The organism is Salinicoccus sp. RF5 (genome assembly GCF_020786625.1).
Classification (GTDB): Bacteria; Bacillota; Bacilli; order Staphylococcales; family Salinicoccaceae; genus Salinicoccus.
This window is the reverse complement of sequence record NZ_JAJGRC010000004.1, coordinates 141,429-166,044: the sequence shown is the minus strand read 5'-3', so window position 1 is coordinate 166,044 and position 24,616 is coordinate 141,429. Positions and strand designations below refer to the sequence as shown.

The following is a 24,616-nucleotide window of genomic DNA, read 5'->3' as shown; positions in this document are numbered from 1 at the left end:
TTTCACCCTTTATAATGTTCATATATCAAATAAAGAAGGTGATGTTGTTGGCTACATTAGAAGAACAGACGGTCTACGATAAAGCTGTAATCAATCGCATTAATCGTCTTCAGGGCCAAATCAACGGTGCACTGAAAATGATTGAGGAAGGCAAGGACTGCAAAGATGTCGTCACCCAATTGAGCGCAGCGAAAAGTGCACTCAATCGTACAATGAACGTCATCGTCAGTGAAAATCTTGTCCAGTGCGTGAGGGAAACCATGAACAATCCGGATGAAGATACAGACGAACTTGTCAAAGAAGCAGTTGAATTACTTAATAAGAGCAGATGATTCCATCTGTTTTTATTTATTTAAAAAAATACCCCTATAGGTATTTGACAAATTGAAAAAGCATTGTTATTATACCCCTATAGGTATTAAAAACAGGAGGATGATTTAGCAATATGAGTAACACGCAAACAAAGTACCACATCAATGACGCCGACCAGGTGGTCGAAGCAAATGAATATCTATTGGATGTAAGGGAACCTTTCGAATATGAAATGGGACACATTGCTGAGGCAGACAATGTATCCGTAAATGAAATTGAAGAACGCCTCGAAGAACTTCCAAAGGACAGAAAGATCCATGTATACTGCCAGCGCGGAAAACGCGGTGCAAATGCAGTTGAAATACTGAAACGCAATGGTTTCGACGCAGTGAACCTTGAAGAGGGCTATTCAGCATATACAGGGAAATACGACAGTGCAGACAAAGCAGGCGAAACTTCAGAGGCATCAACTGCAAATGTTGAAATTGATCCAAACCGGGTAAAGGTCGAAGCAAGTGGGCTCCAATGTCCAGGCCCTCTCCTTAAGGTTAATGAAGTGATGGGAGAGCTGGAGCCGGGACAGCAGATGGAAATCACGGTTACAGACTTCGGATTCTGCACAGATGTCGAAGCATGGGCACGCAAGACTGGAAATTCCATTCTTAAAAATGAAAAATCAGAAGATAAGGTTGTAGTAGTGATGCAGAAGAATGCACCACAGGCCAAGGCTGCCGGAGAAGGTCATCAGATGGTCGAAACGAAAGATGGCGCAACGATGGTCGTATTCAGCGGGGATATGGATAAGGCACTAGCTTCATTCATCATCGCCACCGGTGCAAAAAGCATGGGCAAAGATGTCACTATGTTCTTCACTTTCTGGGGCCTCAATGTCATCAAGGACCCGAATGCACCGAAAAAGAATAAATCCGGTCTGGATAAGGCGTTCAGCATGATGATGCCAAAATCCGCCTCTAAACTTCCGATTTCCAACATGAACATGTTCGGTCTCGGATCCAAAATGATCCAATATGTAATGAAGAAGAAAAAGGTAGACGCGCTTACTGAAATGATTGAAAAGGCAGATAAACTCGGCGTCAAAATGGTAGCCTGCACAATGAGCATGGATATCATGGCCATTGACGAAGATGAGCTTCTTCCTAACGTCAATTTCGGCGGCGTAGGCACCTACCTCGGCGATGCAGAAAACGGCAACTTGAACCTGTTCATATAATTGGACAGGTTGCCCTAAGCATCCACACTAACCAATCAAAATTTCAAGGAGTGTATTCAAATGTTCTTTAAACAATTCTTCGATAAAAAACTTGCACAGACTTCTTATATGGTAGCTTGTCAAAAGACACAGGAAGCAATCATCATCGATCCAAAAAGAGTGATTGATGAGTATGAAGAAGTGGCTGAAGCAGAAGGTTTCAATATTACTCAAGTGACGGAAACGCATATCCACGCGGACTTCGCTTCCGGTCTTCGCGATGCTGCAAAACACTTCAATGCGACAGCATACGTATCTGATGAAGGTGACGAAAACTGGAAATACGAAAATATGCCAGGAGATACCGTCTACCTCAAAGACGGCGACATCATCAATGTCGGCAATGTCGAGCTGAAAGTCATCCACACACCAGGTCATACTCCAGAAAGCATTTCATTTGTCCTGACCGATCGTGGAGGCGGCAGTGATGAGCCTATGGGCATCTTCACTGGTGACTTCATCTTCGTTGGTGACATCGGCCGGCCAGACCTGCTCGAAGAAGCTGCAAAAATGGAAGGTACAACCGAAGAAGGCGCGAATGCGATGTTCGATTCCCTCAAGAAGATGAATGACTATCCTGACTATATGCAAGTGTGGCCTGGCCACGGTGCAGGCAGTGCTTGCGGTAAATCCCTTGGCGCAGTACCATTGTCCACTCTTGGATATGAGCGCAAAAACAACTGGGTGTTCGAATACGAAGACAAAGATGCCTTCATCAAGGAACTGACAAGTGACCAGCCAGTGCCGCCAAGCTACTTTGCACAGATGAAGAAGGTCAATAAGGAAGGCTTGCCTGAATTCAAGGTGAAGGAAGTCGAAGTCGGTACACCTGATACGCTTCCAGGCCAACTGTTCGACCTCAGAAGCAAGGAAGAATTCAAAAAAGGATTCAAAAAAGGCGCAATCAACATCCCATACAATGACAAATTCCTTCAATTTGCCGGATGGTATGTAGATTATGATCAGCCGATGACAGTAATCGCCAATCCTGAACACAGCAAGACCCTCCAGGAAGATCTTGCATCCATCGGTTTCGACAACCTTAAGCTGATCGTCCCTGAGGATAAAGCAGACAAGTACTTCGATGATTCCTACGAAAATGTAACACCTGAAGAACTGGTCGAGAACCATGAAGATAAGCATATCCTGGACGTCCGTTCCACTTCCGAGTATAAGGAAGGCAACCTTGATAATGCTCATCATGTCCACTTTGGTCATCTCGATGAGAAAGAAGTGCCATTCAACACAGACGACACGATCTATGTCCACTGTCAATCCGGTGTACGTTCAGCCATCGCGATGAGTGCACTTAAAGCACGCGGCTTCGATAATGTCGTCAATATAGAAAAAGGTTATGCCGGCATTAAAGAAGCGATGAACTAATGGACATTACTTTTATAATCATTATATTTCTGATCGGATTCATCGGTTCCTTCATCTCCGGGATGGTAGGAATCGGTGGCTCCATCATAAAGTATCCAATGCTGCTTTATATTCCATCCATGCTTGGAATCGCTGCATTCACTTCCCATGAGGTGGCAGGCATCAGTGCCGTACAGGTTTTCTTTGCAACGATTGCCGGTGTATGGGCATACAAAGGCAGTGGTTATTTGAACATGAGATTGATTGCCTATATGGGTGGAGCCATCCTGATCGGCAGTCTTCTTGGTGGATACGGATCAGAATTTCTCACCGAGACCCAGATAGACATCGTATATGCAGTACTTGCAACAATTGCTGTAGTCATGATGTTCCTTCCAAAAAAGGAAGTGCCATTCAATCCAGGTGATAACCTCGATTTCAATGGTCCTCTGGCAGCTGCACTTGCATTCATCACTGGGGCTGCAGCAGGTATCGTTGGTGCTGCGGGTGCGTTCATACTCGTACCGATTATGCTTGTAGTGCTTAAGATACCCACCAGGGTAACCATTGCCACAAGCCTTGCCGTCACATTCATTTCTTCCATTGGTACCACAATCGGTAAAGTTGTGACGGATCAGGTACTCTATGGACCCGCAGTCATCATGATCATAGCCAGTCTCATTGCTGCACCTCTGGGTGCCAAGGCAGGCCAGAACATGAATACGAAGATTCTTCAATGGATACTTGCACTACTCATTTTGGGTACAGCAATAAAGATATGGACCGAAATCTTCATGTAGATATACCATTACAGACTAAAAGGCACAGTGCATTTTCTGCACTGTGCCTTTTAGTTTATCTTATCGAAAGCTGAGTTGATTGACCGTTCTGTCATCGGGCCGATGTATTTGGACTCGATGTATCCCTCTGCATTGACGAAGTACGAGGTTGGTATGCTCTTCACCTGGTACATGCCTGTCACAGTTCCGTCCTCATCAAGTGGTACAGGGAAATTCAATTGATAGTCATCATGGAATGCTTTCATGTCTTCCACGCTGCTTTCCTGATGCATCATATTTACTGCAATGATTTCCACATCATCACTGCGGGACTCATAAAAATTGACCATATGAGGCATTTCAGCTTTGCATGGTGGACACCAGGAAGCCCAAAAATTCAACATGACAGGCTTTCCCACCTCACTCAGCGTAATCTCTTCCCCCTCAAGTGTTTCGAGGGTGAAATCAGGTGCCTTCGCCCCGATTTCAAGACCAGTTTCCGGGTCTGACTCAAGATTCCCGCTCACCTCTATACTGTCCGATAGAGCTTCATAGAGTGTAAACCCAATCACTCCAAGTAGTATGGTGATGAGGATGACATGGCGCATCCTACTCATCATCATTCCCCTTATTAACGGATAGCAATACATAAATCAGGCTTATTATGATCCACCATTGGATAATGCTTATACCCAAAACTTCAGGACCACTGTAGATGAAGAACCTTCCCAATAACTGCATTATAAATACCGTTGCAGTAATGGCCAATATCGCCCTGAAACGCCTCCACATGAAGTAGATCAGAACCAATGCGGCAAGCGTTATTATTGCCATGGCGATATAAGGCCATTGGGGGAGCGTCCTCAATTCCAGAACACCATAGAATGCAAGCAGCGCCACGGAGAAGATGCAATAGGCTTCTACATAGAATAAACCTCGGGAACGGTAGAAGAGGTAGAAGAAAGTCACTGTCAGAGCCAGCAGAAGGCCTTCAGCCCCGCCATCGAAGTAGAGCACACCCATTGGATTATTTATAAACTCAGACCAGTTGAATGGTATGTATGTCAGTTTATAGACCAAAAACAGGAGGATGATAGCATTCGTCCATTCATTGAACAGTCTTTTCTTATCCTCAGACTCCCACAGCATCAGGTAGGTAACTATAAAGGATAATATGATGGCCATATAGACCGAAGGTATGGAGATGCTACCGATATCAAACGTTTCAAACATGCTATCAATCCAATTCCAATAGATTTAAAGACGCTTATAATGATGCCATGAATTTCGATACATTAAAAGCTAATTGCACTTCCCACCTTCAGAAATTTCATCGATCATCTAATGCAGCCTGTCGATTGCCTGCTTCACGATGGCATCATACATCCTTGCAGGAATCAACCTGCTCATGAAACCTAAAGCAAGCGATCCCCGAGTAGTCCGATAGACTGGCTTTACACGCTCTTCAATCAGAGCTTTTATCATAATATCCCGGGTATGGTCGACTTCCGGTGCCCGTTCGAAGGCTTTCAGCATAAAAGTCTTCAGATCATCCATCTGGTTCTGATAGTCAGGAACTTTCGGTGCCATATAGTTTTCTTCAAGCGCCACTTGCCCAAAAGCGGTTTTCACAACCCCAGGCTCGACCATGACTACATCAATCCCCAATTCCCCGACTTCCTGTCTCAATGCCGTCCCTATAGCTTTGATACTGTGCTTTGTAGCAGCGTAATAGCCCATTCCTGCACTTGAAACATGCGCAGCTGAGGAACTGGTCAGCACGATGCGTCCTCTCTTCTCCCGACGCATTGATGGCAGGACTGAACGGACCGTTTCCACAGCTCCAAATACATTGACTTCAAACTGGCGCCTGACTGCTTCTTCAGGCACTTCTTCAATAGGTCCATACTCTCCGAAGCCGGCATTCACCAGTACTGCATCAATTGGGCCATGATCCGCTTCGATAGCCTCCTGTACCTTTCCTATGTCAGCTGTCTCAGTGATGTCAAGCGGGTAGGCGTGTGCACCCTTTCTGACAAGCACCTCCAAGAGGTGAGCACGCCTGGCACTTACGCAAACGACGTGTTTTCTTTGCTTCAACAGTTGTAAAGCTACTGCCATGCCAAAACCGCTTGAAGCTCCTGTAATCCAAATCACTTTAGCCATGGTCCAACCCCAATCGCATCCTGTCGGATTCTATTTTTTAAACATGCTGAACAACTTGCTGAAGTAACCACCTTTTTCTTCTTCGTCCTGTCTATTCGACTGGGCGGCACTACCAGTTTCTTCTCTTTCGGAATCATCTTCCGCAGCATCATAATTGCTCATATCCACGTTTGAGGCACTACTTTTCTCCTGGTCCCCGATATCGCTTGTATAGATCATTCTTTCGCCAGCATCTTCTTTTTCTCCATCATCTGTCCGAGGCGTTTCCTCATACTGTACGTCTTCATATACTTCCGCATCCTCTGATCCAGCAGAGTGATTCCACTCTTCATTCTTATCTTCATCTTTATATTGAAGTGACAGTGTTTGAGAGTATTTACCATACTCATCAAGCTTTTCAACCAGCCTATGTACATTGTTCTTGAGCTCCCTGTTTTCCTGCTGCATCGCTTCCAGTTTATCCATGACAACTCCAAGCATTTGATTGATATCGCTATTGGTAACGTTGGCAGGAACATTCTGGGAAGTTTCCGTAACAATGCTCGGTACCTCTTCGATGATTTCGTCTGCCGCTGTCTCCAATGTATAACCTGGCTGTTTTGCAAGTTTGATGAAAGCTTTCAGGACCTCTACATCCCCTTGTGAAAACAGTCTTCTATTATGTTCATCTTTAGCAACTTCGTACTTCCTGTCTTCAAGCAGCCTAACGTACTTTCGAACGTTCTGATCTGACAGTTCCACTTTATCTTTTACTTGAGCAGTAGTATAGTATATCGCCTGATTCATTTCCTTCATAGATTTACCTTCTTCCTTATAATTGTTACCATAATTATAACATTATTCATATACCTGTCCACAACTCAATGAAATGCTTCCTCATAATCTGATGTATCGCTTATGAAACGATGGTGCGAACTGCGTTATAAAAATGCAAAAAAACCTTTTACTGATAGTAATTAACAAGCATAATAGACCTGTTATTTGTCGTTAATAAAGTATCGCTTAATATTGATGGCATTTGATGTTCCATACCCCATTCTACCATATTATTATAACGATAATAAATCATGATATTGAAAATACGCAAAGATCAAACTATTTATATATATCAGATAATGATATTGACTTTATCTCAATAAATCTGTATATTAGTTTAAACTGAATTTTATAGGGCGACATAATGAAGAGAAGAGTAGATTCTAAGGCATTTACAGAGAGCTCCGGCAGGTGGAAAGGAGTAATGGATGATGAATTGAACATGGGCTCGGAGTGTCAATGGCATCTTCCCATTACAGAAGAACAGTATGTAAATACTGGATGAGGTGGAAATAGTGATATTTCCATAAAAAAGGGTGGTACCACGTGAGCTTGGGCTTTCGTCCTTCTGACAGATCAATTCTGCAGATGGATGGAGGCCTTTTTTATTATATTTTAGGAGGAATACCATGGACACTAAACTCGCACAGATAGGAATGACGGGGGATAGTACCGGGGCGACAACAAGTCCGATCTATACAGCTACCGCCTATGAACACGAAGGGCTGGGCATGTCGACCGGCTACGATTATACAAGGACGGCAAATCCCACACGCTCACATTTTGAAGAAGCGTTTTCAGAACTGGAGGGCGGTGCCCGTACTTTTGCCACTTCCAGTGGTATGGCTGCAATCCAGCTTGTCTGCAACCTATTCAAGCCAGGGGATGAGGTGCTTGTAAGCTTTGATCTCTATGGCGGTACCTTCAGAATATTTGAGTTCTACGAAGCGCAGTACGATATAAGGTTCAAATATGTGGATTTCGATGACTTGGAAGATGTGAAAAAAAATCTCAACAGTTCAACAAAGGCATTCTTCATCGAACCGATCACAAATCCTTCAATGATAGAAGTGTCCCTCGAGGAAGTCTACGAATTGGCCCGCGAATACGGAATAATGACCATAATTGACAATACATTCCTCACTCCATACTATTATACGCCTATATCAGATGGGGCAGATATCGTCCTTCATTCAGCGACGAAATACATTGGCGGACACAATGATGTCTTGGCCGGAGTCGTTACGGTAAAAGATGAATCATTGGGGGACACTCTGTCCATACACCATAATATGATCGGTGCTACGCTTTCTCCTTTTGACGGCTACCTGCTTCTAAGAGGATTGAAGACCCTGCACCTCAGAATGGATCGTGCAACAGAAAATGCAAAGCAACTCTCGGAATACTTCACCGGACACGAGGCGATTGATGAAGTCCTTTATTCCGGACGGACAGGCATGCTGAGTCTAAGGCTGCATAAGACCTATGATGTCGGTGCACTGCTTCAGAACATAGAGATCTGCACCTTTGCAGAAAGCCTGGGGGGTACCGAAACTTTCATAACCTTCCCATTTACGCAGACCCATGCAGATATGCCGGACGAAGAACGGATAAAGAGAGGCATTGATGATCATCTGATCCGGCTTTCCATAGGTATAGAAGACGTCAAAGACATCCGGGATGACTTGACCCAGGCGCTTGCCAAATCAAAAAGAGAAGTATGACGCTCCAGAACTGATAGCCGAAACTTTAATCTTCAATGAATGAGAGCTTGGAGGTAAGTATCGGACAACTCCATTCGGAACTATGTGGACAGTATAAAGAGCACGCTCGATCGAGCGTGCTCTTTATCTGTAGGTTTGTTCGATATTCATCTTATCAATCAGGTAGTCTATCTGTTTTTCGGTCCTTGATATGAGTGCACTATCCAGAATGGGTTCGGTGCTTTCCTTGTCAATCTGATTATCCAGGTAATAGACACCTTTAAGGGGAACACCCTTCAACGTAGAGAGCAGGGGTTTCAATGTATATTCCATCGCAAGCAAGTGGGAGATACTCCCTCCTGACATTATAGGCAGCACAGGAGTATCTCTTAATACATCCTGCGGAAGTATATCGAAGAGGCTTTTCAACACCCCAGAATAAGCAGCTTTGTATACTGGAGAACCTACAATGACACCTCTTGCATTATGGATGTCTTCAGCAATATCAGTGACTGCTGGACTATTGAAGTTACCGAACATCAAATCTTTGGCTGGCACGTCCCGCACGGATACATGGCGGACGGATAGGCCACGTTCCGCCAATATAACGCCGATATATTTCAAGACACTTTCAGACCTGGAGAACTGCGAGGGACTGCCTGAGACAATCACAACATCGTACATATGACCACCCTTTCTAGACCGACAGCCTGTAATGTTTGAGTGTGTCTTCCAACGCGTCTATCCCCACTTCTGTAACGGCATCATACCGGTTGCCGAAGCCTACTTCCACCACAGGCACATGGCGTATCCCATATTTTACATCAAGGATATCCCTTAGATGGTCGTTTTCTGTTACATCTATAGCCTGATAATCGAAATGATTTTCTTCCAAATACTGCTTCACTTCTTCACAGTAGGAGCAGCCCTGCTTAGACCAGACCAGCACATTCACTTTTTTATTCATTTTACTTCCTCCTTATCCCTTTTATGGACCTCTCTTGTGTAACGGTTCTCCTTGAACCCGAGTCCCAGATTTTCTCTCAGTGTATCGCCGATATATTGACGTTCATAATATCCTCTATCTTCCAGTATGGGAAGCACATTTTCTATAAATTCGTCGAACTGCCCGTCAAATACTTGTGGGTTCAGCATAAAACCGTCAGCGGCTCCTTCTTCTATCCACTCAATCATACGGGAAGCGACATCTTCGTAGCTTCCATAGAACGGATCTTTTGGAGAAGCCACCTGCAAAGCAACTTCCCGAAGCGTCAATGCTTCTTTTTCCGCCTTCTCTTTAATATTATCAGTCGTTGACCTGAAACTGTTCTTTCCAACCTCTCCAATATCCGGGAAAGGTTCATCGAGGGGGTGGGCAGAAAAATCATAATGATCAAAGAACCTTCCGAGCACTTCCAACGCCTTATCGATGGATATCAAATTCTTAATCTGTTCATACCTTTGTTCAGCTTCCTGCTCTGTCGGGGCAATAATCGGAGAAAGTGATGGGAAGATGAGAATATCTTCTGCTTTCCTTCCTGCTTCTATCGCCTTATTTTTTAACGTGCTGTAGTATTCCCGATTTTTTTCAATACTGTTGGCGTGGGTGAAAATTGCTTCTCCATACTTCGCCGCAAAATCTTGGCCCGTCTTGGACGCTCCGGCCTGAAAGATGACAGGCTGCCCCTGCGGGGAGCGCTGGATATTCAACGGACCCTTCACTTTAAAGAATTCTCCTTCATATCCCAGCGTATGAAGTTTTGTTTCATCCAGAAACTCGCCTGATTCGCGATTCCTGACAAACGCATCATCTTCATAGGAATCCCAAAGGCCCTGCACCACTTCCACATACTCGCTGGCCATTCGATATCTTAGAGAGTGTTCCGGATGATTGCCCTTGTTGAAATTGTCCGCGCTGCCTTCCAATGGCGATGTAACGACGTTCCATCCGGCCCTGCCGCCACTTATATTGTCAATACTCGCAAGCTGTCGCGCCACATTATACGGCTCACTGTATGTAGTCGATACAGTACCGGCGAGCCCGATCTTCGAAGTCACAGGCGCCAATGCCGAGAGCAGGGTCATTGGTTCAAAGCGATTGAGAAAATGGGGTATGGAATGTTTGTTGATATGAAGACCATCTGCGATGAACATGAAAGCAAACCCTGCATCTTCTGCCTTTTGTGTCACATTCAAATAATGTTTGAAATTGATACTGCCATCTATAACAGCATCCTCTGACCTCCAGGACGTCGGATGTGATCCCGGCCCCTGTATCAGCACACCCAGCTTTATTTTTTTCTTTGTCATGCAATCACCACTTTCATATTTTTGTTTCTCTGTCTGCAGACTATTAAAGGAAATCATCCATATGAGGCAAGAGTTCCTTGATGAATTTAAAACGACGTTATAGTGTCATTATAAAAATTGATTCTTCATGACAGTTAAGACCGAGATTGACCGTAATGCCATGCTCAGACTTCATAAGGCCTGTTGATCCTCGCCTCATACCATCGTTGCACCCAACTGTATATGATCGTCATACCCCAGTAGATGATTCCGACTGCAAGATAGGCTTCAAAGAACTGCAGTGTCGCTGTAGCGAGCAGTTTCCCTTGTGCGAGCAACTCGGTTACACCGATTGTGAAGGCCAAAGAGGAGTTCTTTATCAATCCGATAAACATGTTTCCTGTAGCCGGCACTGCATTTCTTACTGCCTGCGGCAGAACAATGCCCCATACTGCCTGGCGATATGTTAGGCCAGTTGATATCGCCGCTTCCGTCTGGCCCTTGTCCACGGATATCAATGCAGCCCTGAATATTTCCGCCAGATATGCTGAAGTATTAAGGCTGAAGGCAATGATGGCTGCATTCACAGCTGATAATGAATTCAGCCAGGGGAACAACTGGGGCAGGCCGAAGTAGATCATCAACAACTGCACGAGCACAGGAGTTCCTCGGAAGAAAGAAATGTAAAGTTTGGAGAGTTGCAGTAACACGGGAGTTTTGTTGACGAGAAGCAGCGAAAGCACCACACCTATGGCCACTGCAATGATCATCGATACAATTGCCAAGTATAATGTGATTGGTATGTATACCAGCAGTTCCGGAATGATTTCAAGCATATAGGCTAAATCAAAATTCATTATGGTTCCTCCCTTCCATCCAGTTAAGCCATCACCAGTGCAGGCTCTTCTTTATTATTCTCTGTAGAAACCTGTCTGCCATACTTGCTGAGGAATCTTCTCGTCCGTTCATGCTGCGGGTTGTCGAATATATCTTCCGGTTTGCCTTCTTCGACAATATAGCCGTCTGCCATGAAAATGACTCGATCTGCGATATCTCTTGCAAAATTCATTTCGTGTGTAACAATCAACATCGTCTTATCCTTTTGAGCAATATCCGAGATGACATTGAGTACCTCTCCAACCCATTCGGGGTCAAGGGAGGAAGTTGGTTCATCGAAAAGGATGGCATGCGGATCTACAGCTAATGCCCGGGCAATACCGACCCGCTGCTGCTGCCCGCCTGATAGGGATATCGGATATGCTTCCTGTTTATCAAGAATGCCCACCTGTTCCAAAAGATTTTGTCCAACAGTCTCCGCCTCTCCTCTGCGATACTTTTTTGTGGCCGTCAGCGGATAAGTGATATTCTCCAGCACAGTTTTATTTTTAAACAGATTATAATGTTGAAAAACCATGGAGGTCTGCATCCTCAACTGGTTAACCACGGCCTTCTTCGGTTTTTCTGCATCAATGGCTACTTCTCCCACTTCAATACTTCCTGCCTCCGGCCTCTCAAGGTAATTCAGACACCTGAGCAACGTTGATTTACCTGAGCCTGAAGGACCGATGATGGCCACGGTTTCTCCTTCGTCTACTTGAAAACTTATACCCTTCAATACTTCGTTGTTATTGAATGACTTCTTCAATCCAGAAACTCTGATCATATGGCAACCTCCAAATCCATACCTTTTTAATATGATTAATGTTTTTAAGTATAGCACCCTGCTACAGGTGCTTCAAGATAATACTTATAGTTATTCTCCTCTCCTCTTATAGAGGGTTTCTATATGTAAGAGAGGGGGGATACTCCAGGCTTCTGGGAAGCCGCTTTCCTGATGATGGCGACCATCTCATCAAAGTCGTCAATGTGGATGTCATTATGATGAATCAGATCAGTTTTTAACGAAACATGTGACAGAGCCGGAACATCGATTGCTGCAAGGGAGCCTTCTTCCAGTTCCCTATACACACTGAGTTCCGGAAGAAAGCCAATAGCTGCCCTGTTCAGAATAATCCCTTTAGCAGATTCCATACTATCTACTTCGTACTGTATATCCGGCTGTTCCTTCAGGCTCAAAAACAGATTATGGACCATTGTCCAGTCGAGGGAGCCACATTCAAAAAACACGATGGGTGTTTCAACCAGCCGTTCAATATCGATCGCCCCTCCGTCAGCAAAAGGATGATCCGAAGGAACAATGAGTCGTATAGGGCTCTCAATCACCCTTTCCGCATTCAATTTCGTCTGGGAAACATTGCTGGCAAAACCATAATCAGCCTCCCCATCCGACACCATCCGTGCAACCGTTTCACTTGTCTCTGTCATAATTCTAAACTTCTGGTCGGGAAAACGTTCTTTGAACATCGCCATCAGTCTTGGAACCAGATAGAAAGAGACAAGGCCGGAACATGCGATGGTTATTTCGTTCTTCTCTTCCATATTCTGAAGATGTGCCTTCCCTTTTTTCATCGTGCGTATGATATTTTCCGCAAATGGCAGAAACTCCATTCCTTTATCGGTAATGGTCAGTTGTCTCCCGACACGTCTGAACAGTTCTGCATCCAGTTCCCGTTCAAGGGATTTGATCCTTGATGTGACAGATGGTTGGGAAAGAAATAATGCCTTGGATGCTTTATTTATACTTCCAAAATGATTAACAAAAACAAATGCTTCTATATTATCAATATTCATAGCACCACTCTTTTCACAAGAAATCACAATTGTTCGATATTTAATATCCTATTATATAGATATGATTTAAAAAAGTAAACAGCACAATTGATTATCCATACAGACAAAAAACCTCCTAAGTTTACAGATTTTATATTTCATCTGTAAACTTAGGAGGTAGCAGGTCAAAGTTCTGCTATTTTTTATTTGCATTATTTATCGCTTCCATTGCCTGAATAACACTTTTTCTGAAGCCGTTATTCTCAAGTTCCATAACACCCTGTATGGTGGATCCTCCTGATGTAGTAATCTGATCCTTCAGAACTGCTGGATGGGATTCTGTTTCCAGCACAAGTTTCCCTGCCCCCACCACAGCTTGGGCTGCCAGCATATAGGCCTGCTGGCGTGGAAAGCCTGCGCTCACCGCCTTGTCCGCCATTGCCTCTATCATCAGGAAAGTATAGGTAGGAGAAGACCCCGTAAGCGAAGGTGCATATTTCATCAAAGGTTCCTCCACCCATGCCACCGCAGCAATCCGGTTAAATATTTCATCAAGGGTTTCCTTATCTTCATCCGAAATATGGGCGTTGGCCGCCATTACTATCACGCCCTCCTGGACAGATACAGCGATATTAGGCATATTCCTTACAATCTTATGCTGTGGGAGGATCGTCTCCATTTCATCAATTGATACACCTGCTGCGATGGAGATATGGATTGCATCTTCTCTTGTGTAAGCTCTCACTTCGTTGAAAACATGAAGTGTCTGGTCCGAACTTACACCATTGACGATAATATCGCATTCAGACAGCAGACTATAATCGGTACTTACTTCTATTCCTTTTCCTTCATTGAATTTATCAAGTTTCTGCTGGTTTCTGCCGGTGACGATGATATCATCTTTCATCTCCGGACTTTTCAACAGACCTTTGACAATGTGATTGACCATCTTACCGGCGCCGATGAATCCAATTCTATAACTCATATGCACTTCATCCCCTTAGACTTTATTGAACATTTTAACACGCCTGACTCCCGATGGCTTATAATTTATATAAAATGTTCCAGGTGATATAATTGTCCCCAAATGGGCACACATCCAACAGGAGGGGCACAGATATGGCAGAAAAGAATCTCACCAAAGAAAATAGAAAGCTGCACGAAAAACTTGATCCGAGATACAAAAAAGTTTATGAAGATATCCTCATATATATACGGGTGAATACTAGCTCAGAAAGCCATGAAACAGAAGCAGCACTCAATACATTACTGAAGAAGATCATTCAAACCCAAAGAGAGGGAGGGAGTATAACTTCCGTTACTGGAGAGGACTATCGCGCATACGCCGACAGCCTCATCGAAAAGCTTCCTCAAAGGAACATATTAAGACTGGCAAGCTTCCTGGCTCTCATACTAGTCGGTTTGAACTTAATATTCGATTATCTGATCCAGATATTTTTCAGACTGATTGACAGTGCGGCATTGAGCACTACACTCGTCGTCATTCAATTCACTCTCGAAATGATTATTACAGCAGCTCTGGTAATAGGATTCATATACGCTATATTTCATACCTTCCGTCAAATTGCTTTCAAGGCATGGCCTGCCTGGAAAGAGTATGGGCTGTACTTTCTGATCGGATTCGGCTTCTTCCTCCTTTATATGTTCCTCAATATCCTCCTCACTTCTATAGATTCGGGGCCATCATTCGAAGTGAATATGTTTTTGATAGTATTGCTTGGCATTATCCTACTAGCCCTTGGTATACTAGGGTTTTATAGAAAGAAATAACGCCATGCGATATGAAATTTTGTATCGCATGGCGTTATATTGTTACCCCATAAAGACTTTCTTGAACTTGATGCATGAACTTTAATATTTGTTCCATGAGAAACAGCAGGACCAGAAAAGCCCTGGACCTTATAAGATCCAGGGCTTTTCTCTAGCTGAGCAGTGCGCCTTCTTCTTGAGGTTTCAAATCCAGTTTGTCAGAAACCATTTCATTCAGTTCCTTGAACTTCTCCGGCTGTTCGGAGAGGTTGATTCCATAGGAAGGCACCATTTCTTTTATTTTATCCTCCCACTCAGGAAATTCCTGAGGGAAGCAACGCTGCATTACATCGAGCATGACATCTACAGAGACAGAAGCGCCTGGTGAGGCACCAAGCAGGGCTGCGACAGAACCGTCTTCTGCAGTAATGACTTCAGTGCCGAACTGAAGTGTACCCTTACCGCCTTTATCCGTATCCTTGATGACCTGTACACGCTGTCCGGCCACTACGATATCCCAGTCCTCACTTTTGGCCGATGGGATGAATTCCCTTAAGTCCTCCATCCTGTCTTCATTCGACTGCATGACCTGCTGGATCAGATATTTCGTCAGACCCATCTCTTTGGCCCCTGCAGACAGCATGGTAAATACATTATTCGGCTTCACAGACCCAATGAGGTCGAAATAGGAGCCGGTTTTGAGGAACTTGGGTGAAAAGCCTGCAAACGGTCCGAAGAGCAGCGATTTCTTCCCTTCAATGTAGCGTGTATCCAAATGGGGGACTGACATTGGAGGTGCTCCAACTTTCGCTTTCCCATATACTTTCGCATTGTGCTTCTCCACGACTTCAGGATTCTGGCACACCATAAAAAGACCACTGACCGGGAAGCCGCCTATATTCTTCGACTCCGGTATGCCTGTTTTTTGAAGCAGTGGGAGGCTGCCTCCCCCGGCACCGATAAAGATGAACTTCGAAGTATGGTATTCGACTTTGTCTGTTGCGAGGTTCCTGACTTTGACCTGCCATTCTCCGCCTTTTGTTCGTCTGATATCTTCGACTTCATGACCGAGATTAAGCGATACACCCTTTTCCTCGAGGAGGTCGAACAGTTTGCGTGTCAGATTACCGAAGTTGATATCAGTACCGGTTTCGATACGGGTTGCGGCAATCGGCTCTTTGGAAGCACGGTCCTCCATCATCAAAGGAATCCATCTATTCAGTGTTTCCTCATCATCCGCAAATTCCATTCCCTCGAACAGGGGGTTTTTGGATAACGCTTCCACACGCTTTTGTAGAAATTGGACATTCTTCTCCCCTTCTACAAAGCTGAGATGTGGGACTGGCATAATGAAGTCCTGGGGTTTCTCCATCATTCCCTTTTCAACAAGATGGGACCAGAACTGCTTGGACAATTGGAACTGTTCATTGATGCGGATTGCCTTGGTGACATCCAAGGAGCCGTCCGCCTGCTCAGGTGTGTAATTCAATTCGCACAGAGCCGAGTGTCCGGTTCCAGCATTATTCCACGCATCAGAACTCTCCTGGGCTGTTGAATCAAGCTTTTCAAACACTTCAATGTCCCATTCAGGTGCAACTTCCTTTAGAAGCGTACCTAAAGTCGCACTCATGATTCCGCCACCAATAAGGATGACGTCAGTTTTGTTCATTACACTGTTCATAATAACTTCAAAGCTCCTTATCAAATTCAAGTATGTAGATGTTCCCAAAAAAGCTAGTCTAAAGTCCTTCAGGCGCATCTTGATTCATTAACGCGACCATCTTTATACAAGATGTTATAATGTTATTCAGTTGTAGAAATATTTATTATTATTTGTTAATTATACTCCTTTTTCTACGAATATAAAAGGATAATATATTAATATGACACGCTACAAAAATAATGTGACATACCATTAAAGTTAGGAGCCCCGAATGAAGTATCTACCTGTATTTCTAATTGCACCTCTGCTGCTGTTTCTCTTTCTGATCCTGATCACTGATCTCGCAAACGCCGTCGGCGGCGTATTCATCTACATGCTTGTCATGGGCGCACGATTCCTCCTGGACAAGTTCAAAAAAAGAAAAGGCAACGATACTAAAGGCTCTGGAAACTGATGTTGCAGAGCCTTTGGCAGTTAGCCCACTTTTTGATTTACATACTCTACAAATTCATTGATGTCCCCTTCGGTTACATCAATCATCGCCACTTTCCCCATTCCTTGCGGAAATTCTATGAAAAGGGTGTTGTTCTCGATGATGGCTCTTACAATATCCTGATAGCTGAATACACGCTTGTATGATTCACCATTCATATCAACATTCATGATCATACGCTCGCTCGTCGTAATGTAGGCGCCCTTGAAATGGGTCTGCTCTCCAACCTTATAGATGATGGTGCCTTCTACAGCGGGACCCAGTTTTTCTGTTGGATACAGTTCATCGGTATCTATTCTCGTCAAACTCACTTTATCACACTCCATTTATTTCTCTTCCATCCATTTTACCACTCTACATGCCCAGCCTGCCAATTTTAGAGACTAGTCGGTATGGATCTGCCAACGGTTTCTCGAGGCAACTGCCATGAGCCTCTCATCCGGCTTCACCGCAACCGGCCTCCCTACAAGCTCGAGCATCTTAAGATCTGCATAGCTGTCACTGTAGGCCTCACTATTCTTCCAATCTACATCTTTACCTGCAAAATGCTGTCTGATGATATCAATTTTACGATCGGCATAGACGCGTTCAAAGCGGGACTTGGAATCCAGCTTCTCGCCAGCATAGTTTATTTTCGATCCGACTATGCAGTCTATGTCATGCCCCTGGAATACCGCTTCAAGTAAAGGGATGAAGGCGCCGGAAATCAGCATGACATAATAGTTGTCCCTTTTCAGCTGCTTCATCTTCCTTATCAGAGGCGTCCTCAGATCATCTATCATGTCGCCGGCAACCTCTTTGAAGAAAGACTCTATCTCTCCCCGGGAATTCTTTTTGAAAGAGCGGATGTAGTATTCCATCGCTTTGCTCTGCATCGTTGCTTTATTGACCAATTTGAGTTTGTAGAAGAAATATATGGGGGCAAACCTCCTCACAAACCTTTTGTAGTTTCTATTGTATCTGGGATGACGCTTAAGGCGCTCCATCAGAATATTGAATGTTTCATACGGATACAGGGTCCCATCAAAATCAAACAAGGCCACTTTCATATCATATATCCTTCCTTACTGGAATGTCTCTTCTTGATTCTTCATAGTCCATTCTAACACATTCATCTGTCAATTGTTTACCGGTTGTTTCACGGGAAACATTATAGCATGTGCCGGGTTGTGGCACTCAATTCTTCAAGGTAGATCTTGGCCATACGGCTGAGCTCTACCTTTTTGTTGACGACCCAGCCGACTTTGATTTTATCTTCCACTTCCAGGGGCACCTGTACAATTTCAGAGCTGTCCAGGTCTTCGCTCAATATTCCTGTAGAAATGGTATATCCATCCAGTCCGATTAGGAGATTGAATAAAGTCGCACGGTCGCTCACCTGAATGCTTTTTGGACTCGGTATGGTACTGAACACCTCTTCCGAATAGTAGAAGGAATTGTATTCCCCCTGCTCGAAGGCGAGGCGTGGGTAGGGATCGAGATCCTCCAGTGTTACAGAGTCCCTCTTCGCAAGTGGGTTGGTCTTGCTGATGAATATATGGGGATGGGCTTCAAACAATTGGGTGAATTTCAATCCTTTTTCCTTTATCAACTGCAGGAGCACCTTTTCATTGAACGCACTGATGTATAGGACGCCTATTTCACTTGTCAAATTCTTCACATCATCAATTATTTCATATGTTCTTGTCTCCCTGATCGTAAATTGATACTTGTCGCCACCATATTTACGGATCATCTCCACGAAAGCATCCACTACGAATGAATAATGTTGGGAAGAGACCGAGAACAATTGCTGGGAAGGTTCGGTATCGAAATATCGTCTTTCGAGCAGTTCCACCTGTTCATTTATTTGTCGTGCATAACTCAGAAATTCTGCCCCGTCCGGAGAGAGGGAGATGCCTGTAGAAGTTCGGGTGAAGAGGACGATGCCCAAGTCATTTTCCAGTTCCTTGATTGCCTTGGAAAGTGTCGGCTGTGATATATAAAGTCTTCTGGCTGCCTCGTTGATGGAACCACTCAGTACAACTTCAATGAAGTATTTCAATTGGTGCAGCTTCATACAATTCTCCTCCGATATAGCTTATGGTTATAACAGATTATAAAGATAAACCGTTACTCTATATCTTATACGCATGATAGTATTTAAACAATATCAATTTGAAAGAGGGATTAGATGAGTACACTGAAGAAACAGAAAATATATAGGGCGGACCATGTCGGAAGTCTGCTGCGATCTGAAAAGGTCAAGGATGCGAGAAGAAAGTTCTCGGAAGGTGTATTGGATGCGGAAGAACTGAAACGCATTGAAGATGAAGAGATCGCACGCATTGTCGAAAAACAGAAGGCCCTTGGCCTAGAGGCTGTTACAGACGGGGAATTCCGCCGTTCGTGGTGGCATTTCGACTTTCTTGAAGGCCTTACAGGTGTAGAGGGCTACTGGTCTGGCGATGGCATCGCCTTCAAAGAGAAGACGACTAAATCAAGAGCGATCAAAGTTATAGGCAAACTGGACTTCAATGACCATCCGATGCTGCGTGATTTCGAATATCTTAAGGGGAAGGCAGGGGAGCACACAGCCAAATTCACAATCCCAAGCCCAAGTATGCTTCATTTCCGGGGTGAAATCGATCCCGCTGTATATCCTGATGAAGAAGTTTTCTTCGAAGATCTGGCGAACGCCTATAAAAAAGCATTGGATGCCTTCTACAAGGCTGGATGCCGCTATCTCCAGCTCGATGATACTGCATGGGCTTACCTGTGTTCCGACGAGCAGAAAGAACAGATGAAGAACAAAGGACTCGATCCGGACCATCTTATCAGGAAATACCTGGAAACCATCAACAAAGCTGTAGCTGACCGTCCAGACGACTTCAAGATCACAATGCACATATGCCGTGGGAATTTCCGCTCCACCTGGATTTCTTCCGGCGGCTATGAGCCTGTTGCGAAAGAAATCTTCGGAGAGCTCGACATTGATGGTTTCTTCCTCGAATACGACAGTGACCGTGCGGGTGATTTCAAACCCCTCCGTCATGTGAACCGTGATGACCTATTCATCGTCCTCGGACTGATCACTTCCAAACATGGAGAACTCGAAGATAAAGATGAAATCAAGAAAAGGATTCAGGAAGCAACTGAATATGTCCCGCTTGAACAATTGGCCCTGAGCCCCCAATGCGGATTTGCTTCCACTGAAGAAGGCAACCTGCTGACCGAAGAGGAGCAATGGAACAAGCTGAAGCATGTAGTTGAGATTTCCAGGGAAGTCTGGTCCTGATAAAAGAGGAGGGAAGAAGTCCATGCGTACAGTACAGGTAGAAAAAGTCATCGATCAGAGCAGGTTCAATAAATTTCATCTGCTCGTTTTCTTTTGGTGTTTCTTTGCGATTTCATTCGACGGTTTCGACATCGCACTTTATGGCATCGGACTGCCGTTGATGATGGATGATTTTGGCCTCAGTTCGGCAGAAGGCGGGGCAATCGGCAGCTATGCACTCATCGGGATGATGCTTGGCACATTCATACTCGGCTCCTTTTCCGATATGCTTGGAAGAAAAAGAGTGCTTGCGCTCTGTCTGGCACTCATCAGCATCTTTAATATGCTTGCGGGATTTGCACCAAATGCCACCTTCTTCATCATCATGCGCTTCATCGCCTCCATGGGGATGGGCGGGCTGATGCCGGTCGTCATTTCTCTGATGACCGAATATTCACCTAAGAAGAACAGGGCGATGACGGTCGCTGTGATGTATTGCGGCTATTCCATTGGAGCCATTCTGGCTTCCCTCATCGCCATGGGTCTTCTGGAGACGCTTGGATGGCGGTTCATGTACTGGCTTGGTGTGCTTCCCCTATTCACACTTCCTTTCTTCCTGAAGCAGTTCCCGGAATCCCTCCCATATTACATAGCGAGGGGGAGGGGCGATCAGGTGGCACATATACTGAACCAGGCTGATCCCAAAGGGGACTACAGCGCTGCAGACCGTTTCGAATATACAAGAGCGGCGAAAGCGGCCAAGGGTGTTCCTGCAGGCAGATTGTTCAGGGATGGCCGTGGACGCACTACAGTAGCCTTCTGGATCATGGTGTTCAGCTGTCTCATGATGATCTATGGCCTCAATACATGGCTGCCGGCCATCATGCAGGAGTCCGGTTTCGGCATCGCCTCAAGCCTTTCATTCGTCATGATACTGGCAGTAGGGCAAATCGTCGGATCATTGACAGGAGGCTACCTGGTCGACCGGGTTGGCCACCGCAACGTACTTCTATCAATGTATCTCATCGGTGCGCTGACTTTCGTGGCATTGAGCCTCACACATGCGCCTGTGCTGTTATATGTACTCATCGCAATCGGCGGTGCATGTACAGGGGGTACCCAGAACCTTGTCAACCCGTACATCAGTTCATTCTATCCTGCAGATATCAGAGGTACCGGTCTGAGCATGGCTGTAGGCATTGGACGCCTGGGCTCCATCTCTGCACCTCTTCTGATCGGGTTTGTACTGATGACTAATATCGCACCCCAGACCGCCTTCATCGCTTTTGCAGTACCGAGTCTGATTGGCGGCGTTGCTCTATTGCTCGTCCAGGAACGTCATGCTAATCATGTCCAGCAAAGACAGAAAAAAGCAGTACATAATATCCCGGAGACAAGCGTATAGCTGCAGTGAATTGAAAAAGTGCCCATCGGCTGAATCAGCCGATGGGCACTTTTTCATTGTCATCCAATCTCCTGTTTTTCCCTCTTTCTAAGGTGGATGAATTCTTTCGTCTCAGCAGCGACCACTCCGGACAGAAGCAGCAGGCCGATCAGGTTCGGCACCGCCATCAGACCATTGAAGATGTCTCCAAGGTTCCACACGGTCCCAAGTGACATCGTCGCACCCGGGATGATGGCCAAGACGAATATGACCCTATAGAGCAATGTGAAATTATCCCCGACCAGATAAGTAAAGCATTTTTCACCAAAGTAGCCCCAGCCAAGTATCGTGGAAAAGATGAAAGTGAGCAGTGTAACAGCGACGATTATATCCCCGAAGCCTGGAAGCAGCTGATCGAAGGATTGTGCTGTCAATGCAGCTCCTTCTGTTCCACTTGTGTAGAGTCCGGCCATCGTCAGAGACACACCTGTAATCGTACATACGATGATGGTGTCGATGAAGACCTGCGTCATGGATACCAGTGCCTGACGCGGCGGTACATCTGTACGTGCCGCCGCTGCCGCAATTCCACCGGTACCAAGACCCGCCTCGTTCGAGAAGAGCCCGCGTGCAACACCCATTCTTATGACCGTACCAAGGGCACCGCCTGCTACGGCGTTTCCGCTGAAGGCATCCGAAAAGATCAGACCAAAGGCAGCAGGCACCTGATCGATATGCAGCATAAGTATAAGGACTCCAGCTATCAGATAGAGGGCCACCATGAATGGCACGAGTATACTCGCCGTCTTTCCGATGCTCTTTACCCCACCAATAAGAACCAGCCCGATGAGGACTGCGAACACGATCCCTGTGACCCATACCGGTATGTTGAACACATCCAGTGCAACACCTGAAGCCGCATTTGCCTGAATCATGTTTCCGATTCCGAATATGGCAGCAAACACGGCAAAGAATGCAAAGAGCACCCCGAGCCATTTCTGGCCGAGGCCATACTCAAGATAATACATCGGACCGCCGGACATTTCTCCTTTGGCATTCTTCTGACGATATTTGACCCCAAGCACACCCTCGGAATATTTCGTCGCCATACCGACCAGTGCAGTGATCCACATCCAGAAGACCGCTCCCGGCCCTCCGATGACTACAGCAGTCGCAACCCCGACCACGTTACCTGTGCCGACAGTCGCAGCAAGGGCCGTCATCAGCGCCTGAAAATGGGTGATATCCCCCTCGCTTTTCGTATCGGCCTTAGTGAATACGAGCTTCAATGAATAAGGCAGCATCCGGAATGAAAAAAGTGCAAGTCTGACCGTCAAATAGAGGCCTGTACCCACCAGAAGGATAATCAGAGGCAGACCCCAGACAAAACCGCTGATATCGGCCGTGAAATTCTCGAACCTTTCTCCCATAATGATTCCTCCCCCTTAATGTCCATCACCTATAATCTATAAGAATATTCAGATAATGTCAATGGACCTGTATTTATAATAAAAAGCCACCCCGAAAGGTGACTTCTCATAAACTATATATCCGCCGGCTTTTTGAAATTATCCGCTTCTTCCACCTCATCCACAACTTTGCCGAAGTCGCTGTTATAGACAGGGAAGTTCCTGAAGAAGTAGGCACCTGCAAGACCTACAATGCCCGAAACGACTGCCACGATGCCTGCATAGAGTATAACCTGCATTGCCGGATTATAACCAAACAGCACAAGCAGCCCGGCTGTCGGCGTTGCAGTACCGGGGGCGTTGTTGACGAGTCCTGAAAAGGCGATGATCACACCGCTCAGGCCGCCTCCAATGAAGTTGGTCAAGTAGATCGGAAGGGGGTTAGCGGCAATGACGTCAGCTTTGGACAGTGGTTCTATCGCTACCGATAATACTGACTTTGCATTTCCTATCTTCAGCTTATGGAAAAGGGTGCTGTTTATGAATGCTGATCCGAATGCGGCAAGACTACCCACAGCCATCGGTATACCTGTAAGGCCAAGCAGGGCTGTCAATGCCATGGAACTGAGTGGTGAAGTACCTACAACGGTAATGATGCCACCGAGCAGCAGACCCATGATGATCGGGCTCGACGCTGTAGCCACCTCAATGATTGCTCCGATTTTGAGCAGGGAGGCATCGACCAACGGTGTCAGACCCGCACCGATCAACCGGGTGAGCGGCACAACCGCTATGACCACAATGATGAAGTCCAGACCATTCGGAATCTTCTTCTCTAAGTATTTGACGCCGAAGGATATGATATAGGCTGCAAAGAAGCTCGGTATGAGTCCGAGACCCCCACATGAAACTGCAATGATGGCAGAGTTCAGTGGATTCACACCCATTGTCAAAGCAACAAGGAATGCAACGATAACCCCGCTCAGGAGCCCGGCTTCAGTCCCTGCCTCTTGGAAGAAGCCAAGACTGAATATATCACCGATGACGAAGGACTGCAGCGCTTCAACCAGGAAAGTTGCGATGGCAGCTGCAGCGAGTGCGCCCATTGCTTTATCCCCATAGGGGGCGTAGTAGGTGAATAATGTGAAAAACGCGAGTAAAAGTATGAGTAACCCAATACCAATAATCTGTTCCATTGTTCCTCTCCTCTGATCCACTCGATGCCTGCGGCAGAATGAATATTTTCCTTTTGGTTTATGTACAACTCATCGTTT

Annotated in this window: 26 protein-coding genes; 9 read left to right on the top strand and 17 right to left on the bottom strand. The window is 45.4% G+C overall.

The window, feature by feature from the left end; genetic code table 11:
* The first annotated feature begins 47 nt into the window (after positions 1 to 47).
* From LLU09_RS11680 to LLU09_RS11665, 4 genes are all read left to right on the top strand, one after another.
* Positions 48 to 332 carry a metal-sensitive transcriptional regulator gene (locus LLU09_RS11680; RefSeq protein WP_228311879.1) on the top strand — a complete coding sequence of 95 codons (285 nt, stop codon included), beginning with the start codon at positions 48 to 50 and terminating at the stop codon, positions 330 to 332.
* A 113-nt stretch (positions 333 to 445) separates the two neighbouring features.
* Complete coding sequence (locus LLU09_RS11675; RefSeq protein WP_228311878.1) at positions 446 to 1,543, top strand: DsrE/DsrF/DrsH-like family protein; 1,098 nt, start codon at positions 446 to 448, stop codon at positions 1,541 to 1,543.
* A gap of 60 nt (positions 1,544 to 1,603) precedes the next feature.
* A complete protein-coding gene (locus LLU09_RS11670; protein ID WP_228311877.1) occupies positions 1,604 to 2,965 on the top strand; it encodes an MBL fold metallo-hydrolase in 1,362 nt (453 codons plus the stop codon).
* Complete coding sequence (locus LLU09_RS11665; protein WP_228311876.1) at positions 2,965 to 3,744, top strand: sulfite exporter TauE/SafE family protein; 780 nt, start codon at positions 2,965 to 2,967, stop codon at positions 3,742 to 3,744. The genes LLU09_RS11670 and LLU09_RS11665 overlap by 1 nt, the downstream gene beginning before the upstream one ends.
* A 50-nt stretch (positions 3,745 to 3,794) precedes the next feature.
* Here the strand turns inward: LLU09_RS11665 and LLU09_RS11660 are convergent, their stop codons facing one another.
* The 4 genes from LLU09_RS11660 to LLU09_RS11645 all read right to left on the bottom strand — a co-directional run bounded on the left by LLU09_RS11660 (position 3,795) and on the right by LLU09_RS11645 (position 6,684).
* Positions 3,795 to 4,340, bottom strand: coding sequence for a redoxin domain-containing protein (locus LLU09_RS11660; RefSeq protein WP_228311875.1), 546 nt, complete (start codon positions 4,338 to 4,340; stop codon positions 3,795 to 3,797).
* The gene (locus tag LLU09_RS11655) at positions 4,333 to 4,956 is read right to left on the bottom strand and encodes a hypothetical protein (protein ID WP_228311874.1); all 624 of its coding nucleotides are present in this window, start codon (positions 4,954 to 4,956) and stop codon (positions 4,333 to 4,335) included. Before LLU09_RS11655 ends, LLU09_RS11660 begins: the two co-directional genes overlap by 8 nt.
* Before the next feature lie 108 nt (positions 4,957 to 5,064).
* On the bottom strand, positions 5,065 to 5,889 hold the full coding sequence (locus LLU09_RS11650) for an SDR family NAD(P)-dependent oxidoreductase (protein ID WP_228311873.1): 825 nt from the start codon (positions 5,887 to 5,889) through the stop codon (positions 5,065 to 5,067).
* Positions 5,890 to 5,919: 30 nt separating this feature from the next.
* Entirely contained in the window at positions 5,920 to 6,684 is a 765-nt protein-coding gene (locus tag LLU09_RS11645) for a MerR family transcriptional regulator (RefSeq protein ID WP_228311872.1), read from the bottom strand.
* 650 nt (positions 6,685 to 7,334) lie between these two features.
* Here LLU09_RS11645 and LLU09_RS11640 point away from each other — a divergent pair.
* A complete protein-coding gene (locus LLU09_RS11640; protein WP_228311871.1) occupies positions 7,335 to 8,429 on the top strand; it encodes an aminotransferase class I/II-fold pyridoxal phosphate-dependent enzyme in 1,095 nt (364 codons plus the stop codon).
* Between the two features lie 123 nt (positions 8,430 to 8,552).
* Here the strand turns inward: LLU09_RS11640 and ssuE are convergent, their stop codons facing one another.
* From ssuE to proC, 7 genes are all read right to left on the bottom strand, one after another.
* Positions 8,553 to 9,092 (bottom strand): NADPH-dependent FMN reductase, encoded by a 540-nt coding sequence (ssuE, locus tag LLU09_RS11635; protein WP_040105406.1) that lies wholly within the window; start codon positions 9,090 to 9,092, stop codon positions 8,553 to 8,555.
* A 13-nt stretch (positions 9,093 to 9,105) separates the two neighbouring features.
* Positions 9,106 to 9,375, bottom strand: coding sequence for a glutaredoxin family protein (locus LLU09_RS11630; protein ID WP_040105407.1), 270 nt, complete (start codon positions 9,373 to 9,375; stop codon positions 9,106 to 9,108).
* Positions 9,372 to 10,718 carry an LLM class flavin-dependent oxidoreductase gene (locus tag LLU09_RS11625; protein ID WP_228311870.1) on the bottom strand — a complete coding sequence of 449 codons (1,347 nt, stop codon included), beginning with the start codon at positions 10,716 to 10,718 and terminating at the stop codon, positions 9,372 to 9,374. The genes LLU09_RS11630 and LLU09_RS11625 overlap by 4 nt, the downstream gene beginning before the upstream one ends.
* A 164-nt stretch (positions 10,719 to 10,882) precedes the next feature.
* Entirely contained in the window at positions 10,883 to 11,554 is a 672-nt protein-coding gene (locus LLU09_RS11620) for an amino acid ABC transporter permease (protein ID WP_040105409.1), read from the bottom strand.
* Positions 11,555 to 11,577: 23 nt separating this feature from the next.
* Positions 11,578 to 12,360 (bottom strand): amino acid ABC transporter ATP-binding protein, encoded by a 783-nt coding sequence (locus LLU09_RS11615; RefSeq protein WP_228311869.1) that lies wholly within the window; start codon positions 12,358 to 12,360, stop codon positions 11,578 to 11,580.
* A 119-nt stretch (positions 12,361 to 12,479) separates the two neighbouring features.
* Positions 12,480 to 13,415 (bottom strand): LysR family transcriptional regulator, encoded by a 936-nt coding sequence (locus tag LLU09_RS11610; protein ID WP_228311868.1) that lies wholly within the window; start codon positions 13,413 to 13,415, stop codon positions 12,480 to 12,482.
* Between the two features lie 148 nt (positions 13,416 to 13,563).
* Positions 13,564 to 14,352, bottom strand: a complete 789-nt coding sequence (proC, locus tag LLU09_RS11605) for a pyrroline-5-carboxylate reductase (protein ID WP_228311867.1) — start codon at positions 14,350 to 14,352, stop codon at positions 13,564 to 13,566.
* Positions 14,353 to 14,486: 134 nt separating this feature from the next.
* Between proC and LLU09_RS11600 the strand changes: the two genes are divergently transcribed.
* Positions 14,487 to 15,158, top strand: a complete 672-nt coding sequence (locus LLU09_RS11600; RefSeq protein ID WP_040105412.1) for a DUF1129 domain-containing protein — start codon at positions 14,487 to 14,489, stop codon at positions 15,156 to 15,158.
* Positions 15,159 to 15,309: 151 nt separating this feature from the next.
* On the opposite strand, the gene LLU09_RS11595 is transcribed toward LLU09_RS11600, so the two are convergent.
* The gene (locus LLU09_RS11595; protein ID WP_228311866.1) at positions 15,310 to 16,818 is read right to left on the bottom strand and encodes a malate:quinone oxidoreductase; all 1,509 of its coding nucleotides are present in this window, start codon (positions 16,816 to 16,818) and stop codon (positions 15,310 to 15,312) included.
* Positions 16,819 to 17,071: 253 nt separating this feature from the next.
* Here LLU09_RS11595 and LLU09_RS11590 point away from each other — a divergent pair, with 253 nt between their 5' ends.
* Positions 17,072 to 17,254 (top strand): hypothetical protein, encoded by a 183-nt coding sequence (locus LLU09_RS11590; RefSeq protein WP_228311865.1) that lies wholly within the window; start codon positions 17,072 to 17,074, stop codon positions 17,252 to 17,254.
* A 20-nt stretch (positions 17,255 to 17,274) separates the two neighbouring features.
* Here LLU09_RS11590 and LLU09_RS11585 read toward each other — a convergent pair whose 3' ends face one another.
* From LLU09_RS11585 to LLU09_RS11575, 3 genes are all read right to left on the bottom strand, one after another.
* Complete coding sequence (locus LLU09_RS11585; RefSeq protein ID WP_228311864.1) at positions 17,275 to 17,604, bottom strand: hypothetical protein; 330 nt, start codon at positions 17,602 to 17,604, stop codon at positions 17,275 to 17,277.
* 72 nt (positions 17,605 to 17,676) lie between these two features.
* Entirely contained in the window at positions 17,677 to 18,342 is a 666-nt protein-coding gene (locus LLU09_RS11580) for an HAD family hydrolase (protein WP_228311863.1), read from the bottom strand.
* 101 nt (positions 18,343 to 18,443) lie between these two features.
* Entirely contained in the window at positions 18,444 to 19,352 is a 909-nt protein-coding gene (locus LLU09_RS11575) for a LysR family transcriptional regulator (protein WP_228311862.1), read from the bottom strand.
* Positions 19,353 to 19,466: 114 nt separating this feature from the next.
* On the opposite strand from LLU09_RS11575, the gene LLU09_RS11570 reads away from it, so the two are divergent.
* Both LLU09_RS11570 and LLU09_RS11565 read left to right on the top strand, forming a co-directional pair.
* Positions 19,467 to 20,570, top strand: coding sequence for a 5-methyltetrahydropteroyltriglutamate--homocysteine S-methyltransferase (locus LLU09_RS11570; RefSeq protein WP_228311861.1), 1,104 nt, complete (start codon positions 19,467 to 19,469; stop codon positions 20,568 to 20,570).
* Positions 20,571 to 20,592: 22 nt separating this feature from the next.
* On the top strand, positions 20,593 to 21,954 hold the full coding sequence (locus LLU09_RS11565; protein WP_228311860.1) for an MFS transporter: 1,362 nt from the start codon (positions 20,593 to 20,595) through the stop codon (positions 21,952 to 21,954).
* 59 nt (positions 21,955 to 22,013) lie between these two features.
* Here the strand turns inward: LLU09_RS11565 and LLU09_RS11560 are convergent, their stop codons facing one another.
* Both LLU09_RS11560 and LLU09_RS11555 read right to left on the bottom strand, forming a co-directional pair.
* Positions 22,014 to 23,363, bottom strand: coding sequence for an alanine/glycine:cation symporter family protein (locus LLU09_RS11560; protein ID WP_228311859.1), 1,350 nt, complete (start codon positions 23,361 to 23,363; stop codon positions 22,014 to 22,016).
* 113 nt (positions 23,364 to 23,476) lie between these two features.
* Positions 23,477 to 24,538, bottom strand: a complete 1,062-nt coding sequence (locus LLU09_RS11555; protein WP_228311858.1) for a PTS sugar transporter subunit IIC — start codon at positions 24,536 to 24,538, stop codon at positions 23,477 to 23,479.
* Positions 24,539 to 24,616: the final 78 nt, after the last annotated feature.

Bases quoted from the DNA above. Each gene is read 5' to 3' on its own strand.
- LLU09_RS11660 (WP_228311875.1), bottom strand. From the start codon at position 4,340: ATGAGTAGGATGCGCCATGTCATCCTCATCACCATACTACTTGGAGTG.
- LLU09_RS11570 (WP_228311861.1), top strand. From the start codon at position 19,467: ATGAGTACACTGAAGAAACAGAAAATATATAGGGCGGACCATGTCGGA.
- LLU09_RS11575 (WP_228311862.1), bottom strand. From the start codon at position 19,352: ATGAAGCTGCACCAATTGAAATACTTCATTGAAGTTGTACTGAGTGGT.
- LLU09_RS11600 (WP_040105412.1), top strand. From the start codon at position 14,487: ATGGCAGAAAAGAATCTCACCAAAGAAAATAGAAAGCTGCACGAAAAA.
- ssuE (WP_040105406.1), bottom strand. From the start codon at position 9,092: ATGTACGATGTTGTGATTGTCTCAGGCAGTCCCTCGCAGTTCTCCAGG.
- LLU09_RS11620 (WP_040105409.1), bottom strand. From the start codon at position 11,554: ATGAATTTTGATTTAGCCTATATGCTTGAAATCATTCCGGAACTGCTG.
- LLU09_RS11645 (WP_228311872.1), bottom strand. From the start codon at position 6,684: ATGAAGGAAATGAATCAGGCGATATACTATACTACTGCTCAAGTAAAA.
- LLU09_RS11565 (WP_228311860.1), top strand. From the start codon at position 20,593: ATGCGTACAGTACAGGTAGAAAAAGTCATCGATCAGAGCAGGTTCAAT.
- LLU09_RS11655 (WP_228311874.1), bottom strand. From the start codon at position 4,956: ATGTTTGAAACGTTTGATATCGGTAGCATCTCCATACCTTCGGTCTAT.
- LLU09_RS11555 (WP_228311858.1), bottom strand. From the start codon at position 24,538: ATGGAACAGATTATTGGTATTGGGTTACTCATACTTTTACTCGCGTTT.
- LLU09_RS11625 (WP_228311870.1), bottom strand. From the start codon at position 10,718: ATGACAAAGAAAAAAATAAAGCTGGGTGTGCTGATACAGGGGCCGGGA.
- LLU09_RS11670 (WP_228311877.1), top strand. From the start codon at position 1,604: ATGTTCTTTAAACAATTCTTCGATAAAAAACTTGCACAGACTTCTTAT.
- proC (WP_228311867.1), bottom strand. From the start codon at position 14,352: ATGAGTTATAGAATTGGATTCATCGGCGCCGGTAAGATGGTCAATCAC.
- LLU09_RS11580 (WP_228311863.1), bottom strand. From the start codon at position 18,342: ATGAAAGTGGCCTTGTTTGATTTTGATGGGACCCTGTATCCGTATGAA.
- LLU09_RS11650 (WP_228311873.1), bottom strand. From the start codon at position 5,889: ATGGCTAAAGTGATTTGGATTACAGGAGCTTCAAGCGGTTTTGGCATG.
- LLU09_RS11665 (WP_228311876.1), top strand. From the start codon at position 2,965: ATGGACATTACTTTTATAATCATTATATTTCTGATCGGATTCATCGGT.
- LLU09_RS11640 (WP_228311871.1), top strand. From the start codon at position 7,335: ATGGACACTAAACTCGCACAGATAGGAATGACGGGGGATAGTACCGGG.
- LLU09_RS11630 (WP_040105407.1), bottom strand. From the start codon at position 9,375: ATGAATAAAAAAGTGAATGTGCTGGTCTGGTCTAAGCAGGGCTGCTCC.
- LLU09_RS11615 (WP_228311869.1), bottom strand. From the start codon at position 12,360: ATGATCAGAGTTTCTGGATTGAAGAAGTCATTCAATAACAACGAAGTA.
- LLU09_RS11595 (WP_228311866.1), bottom strand. From the start codon at position 16,818: ATGAACAGTGTAATGAACAAAACTGACGTCATCCTTATTGGTGGCGGA.
- LLU09_RS11560 (WP_228311859.1), bottom strand. From the start codon at position 23,363: ATGGGAGAAAGGTTCGAGAATTTCACGGCCGATATCAGCGGTTTTGTC.
- LLU09_RS11675 (WP_228311878.1), top strand. From the start codon at position 446: ATGAGTAACACGCAAACAAAGTACCACATCAATGACGCCGACCAGGTG.
- LLU09_RS11590 (WP_228311865.1), top strand. From the start codon at position 17,072: ATGAAGTATCTACCTGTATTTCTAATTGCACCTCTGCTGCTGTTTCTC.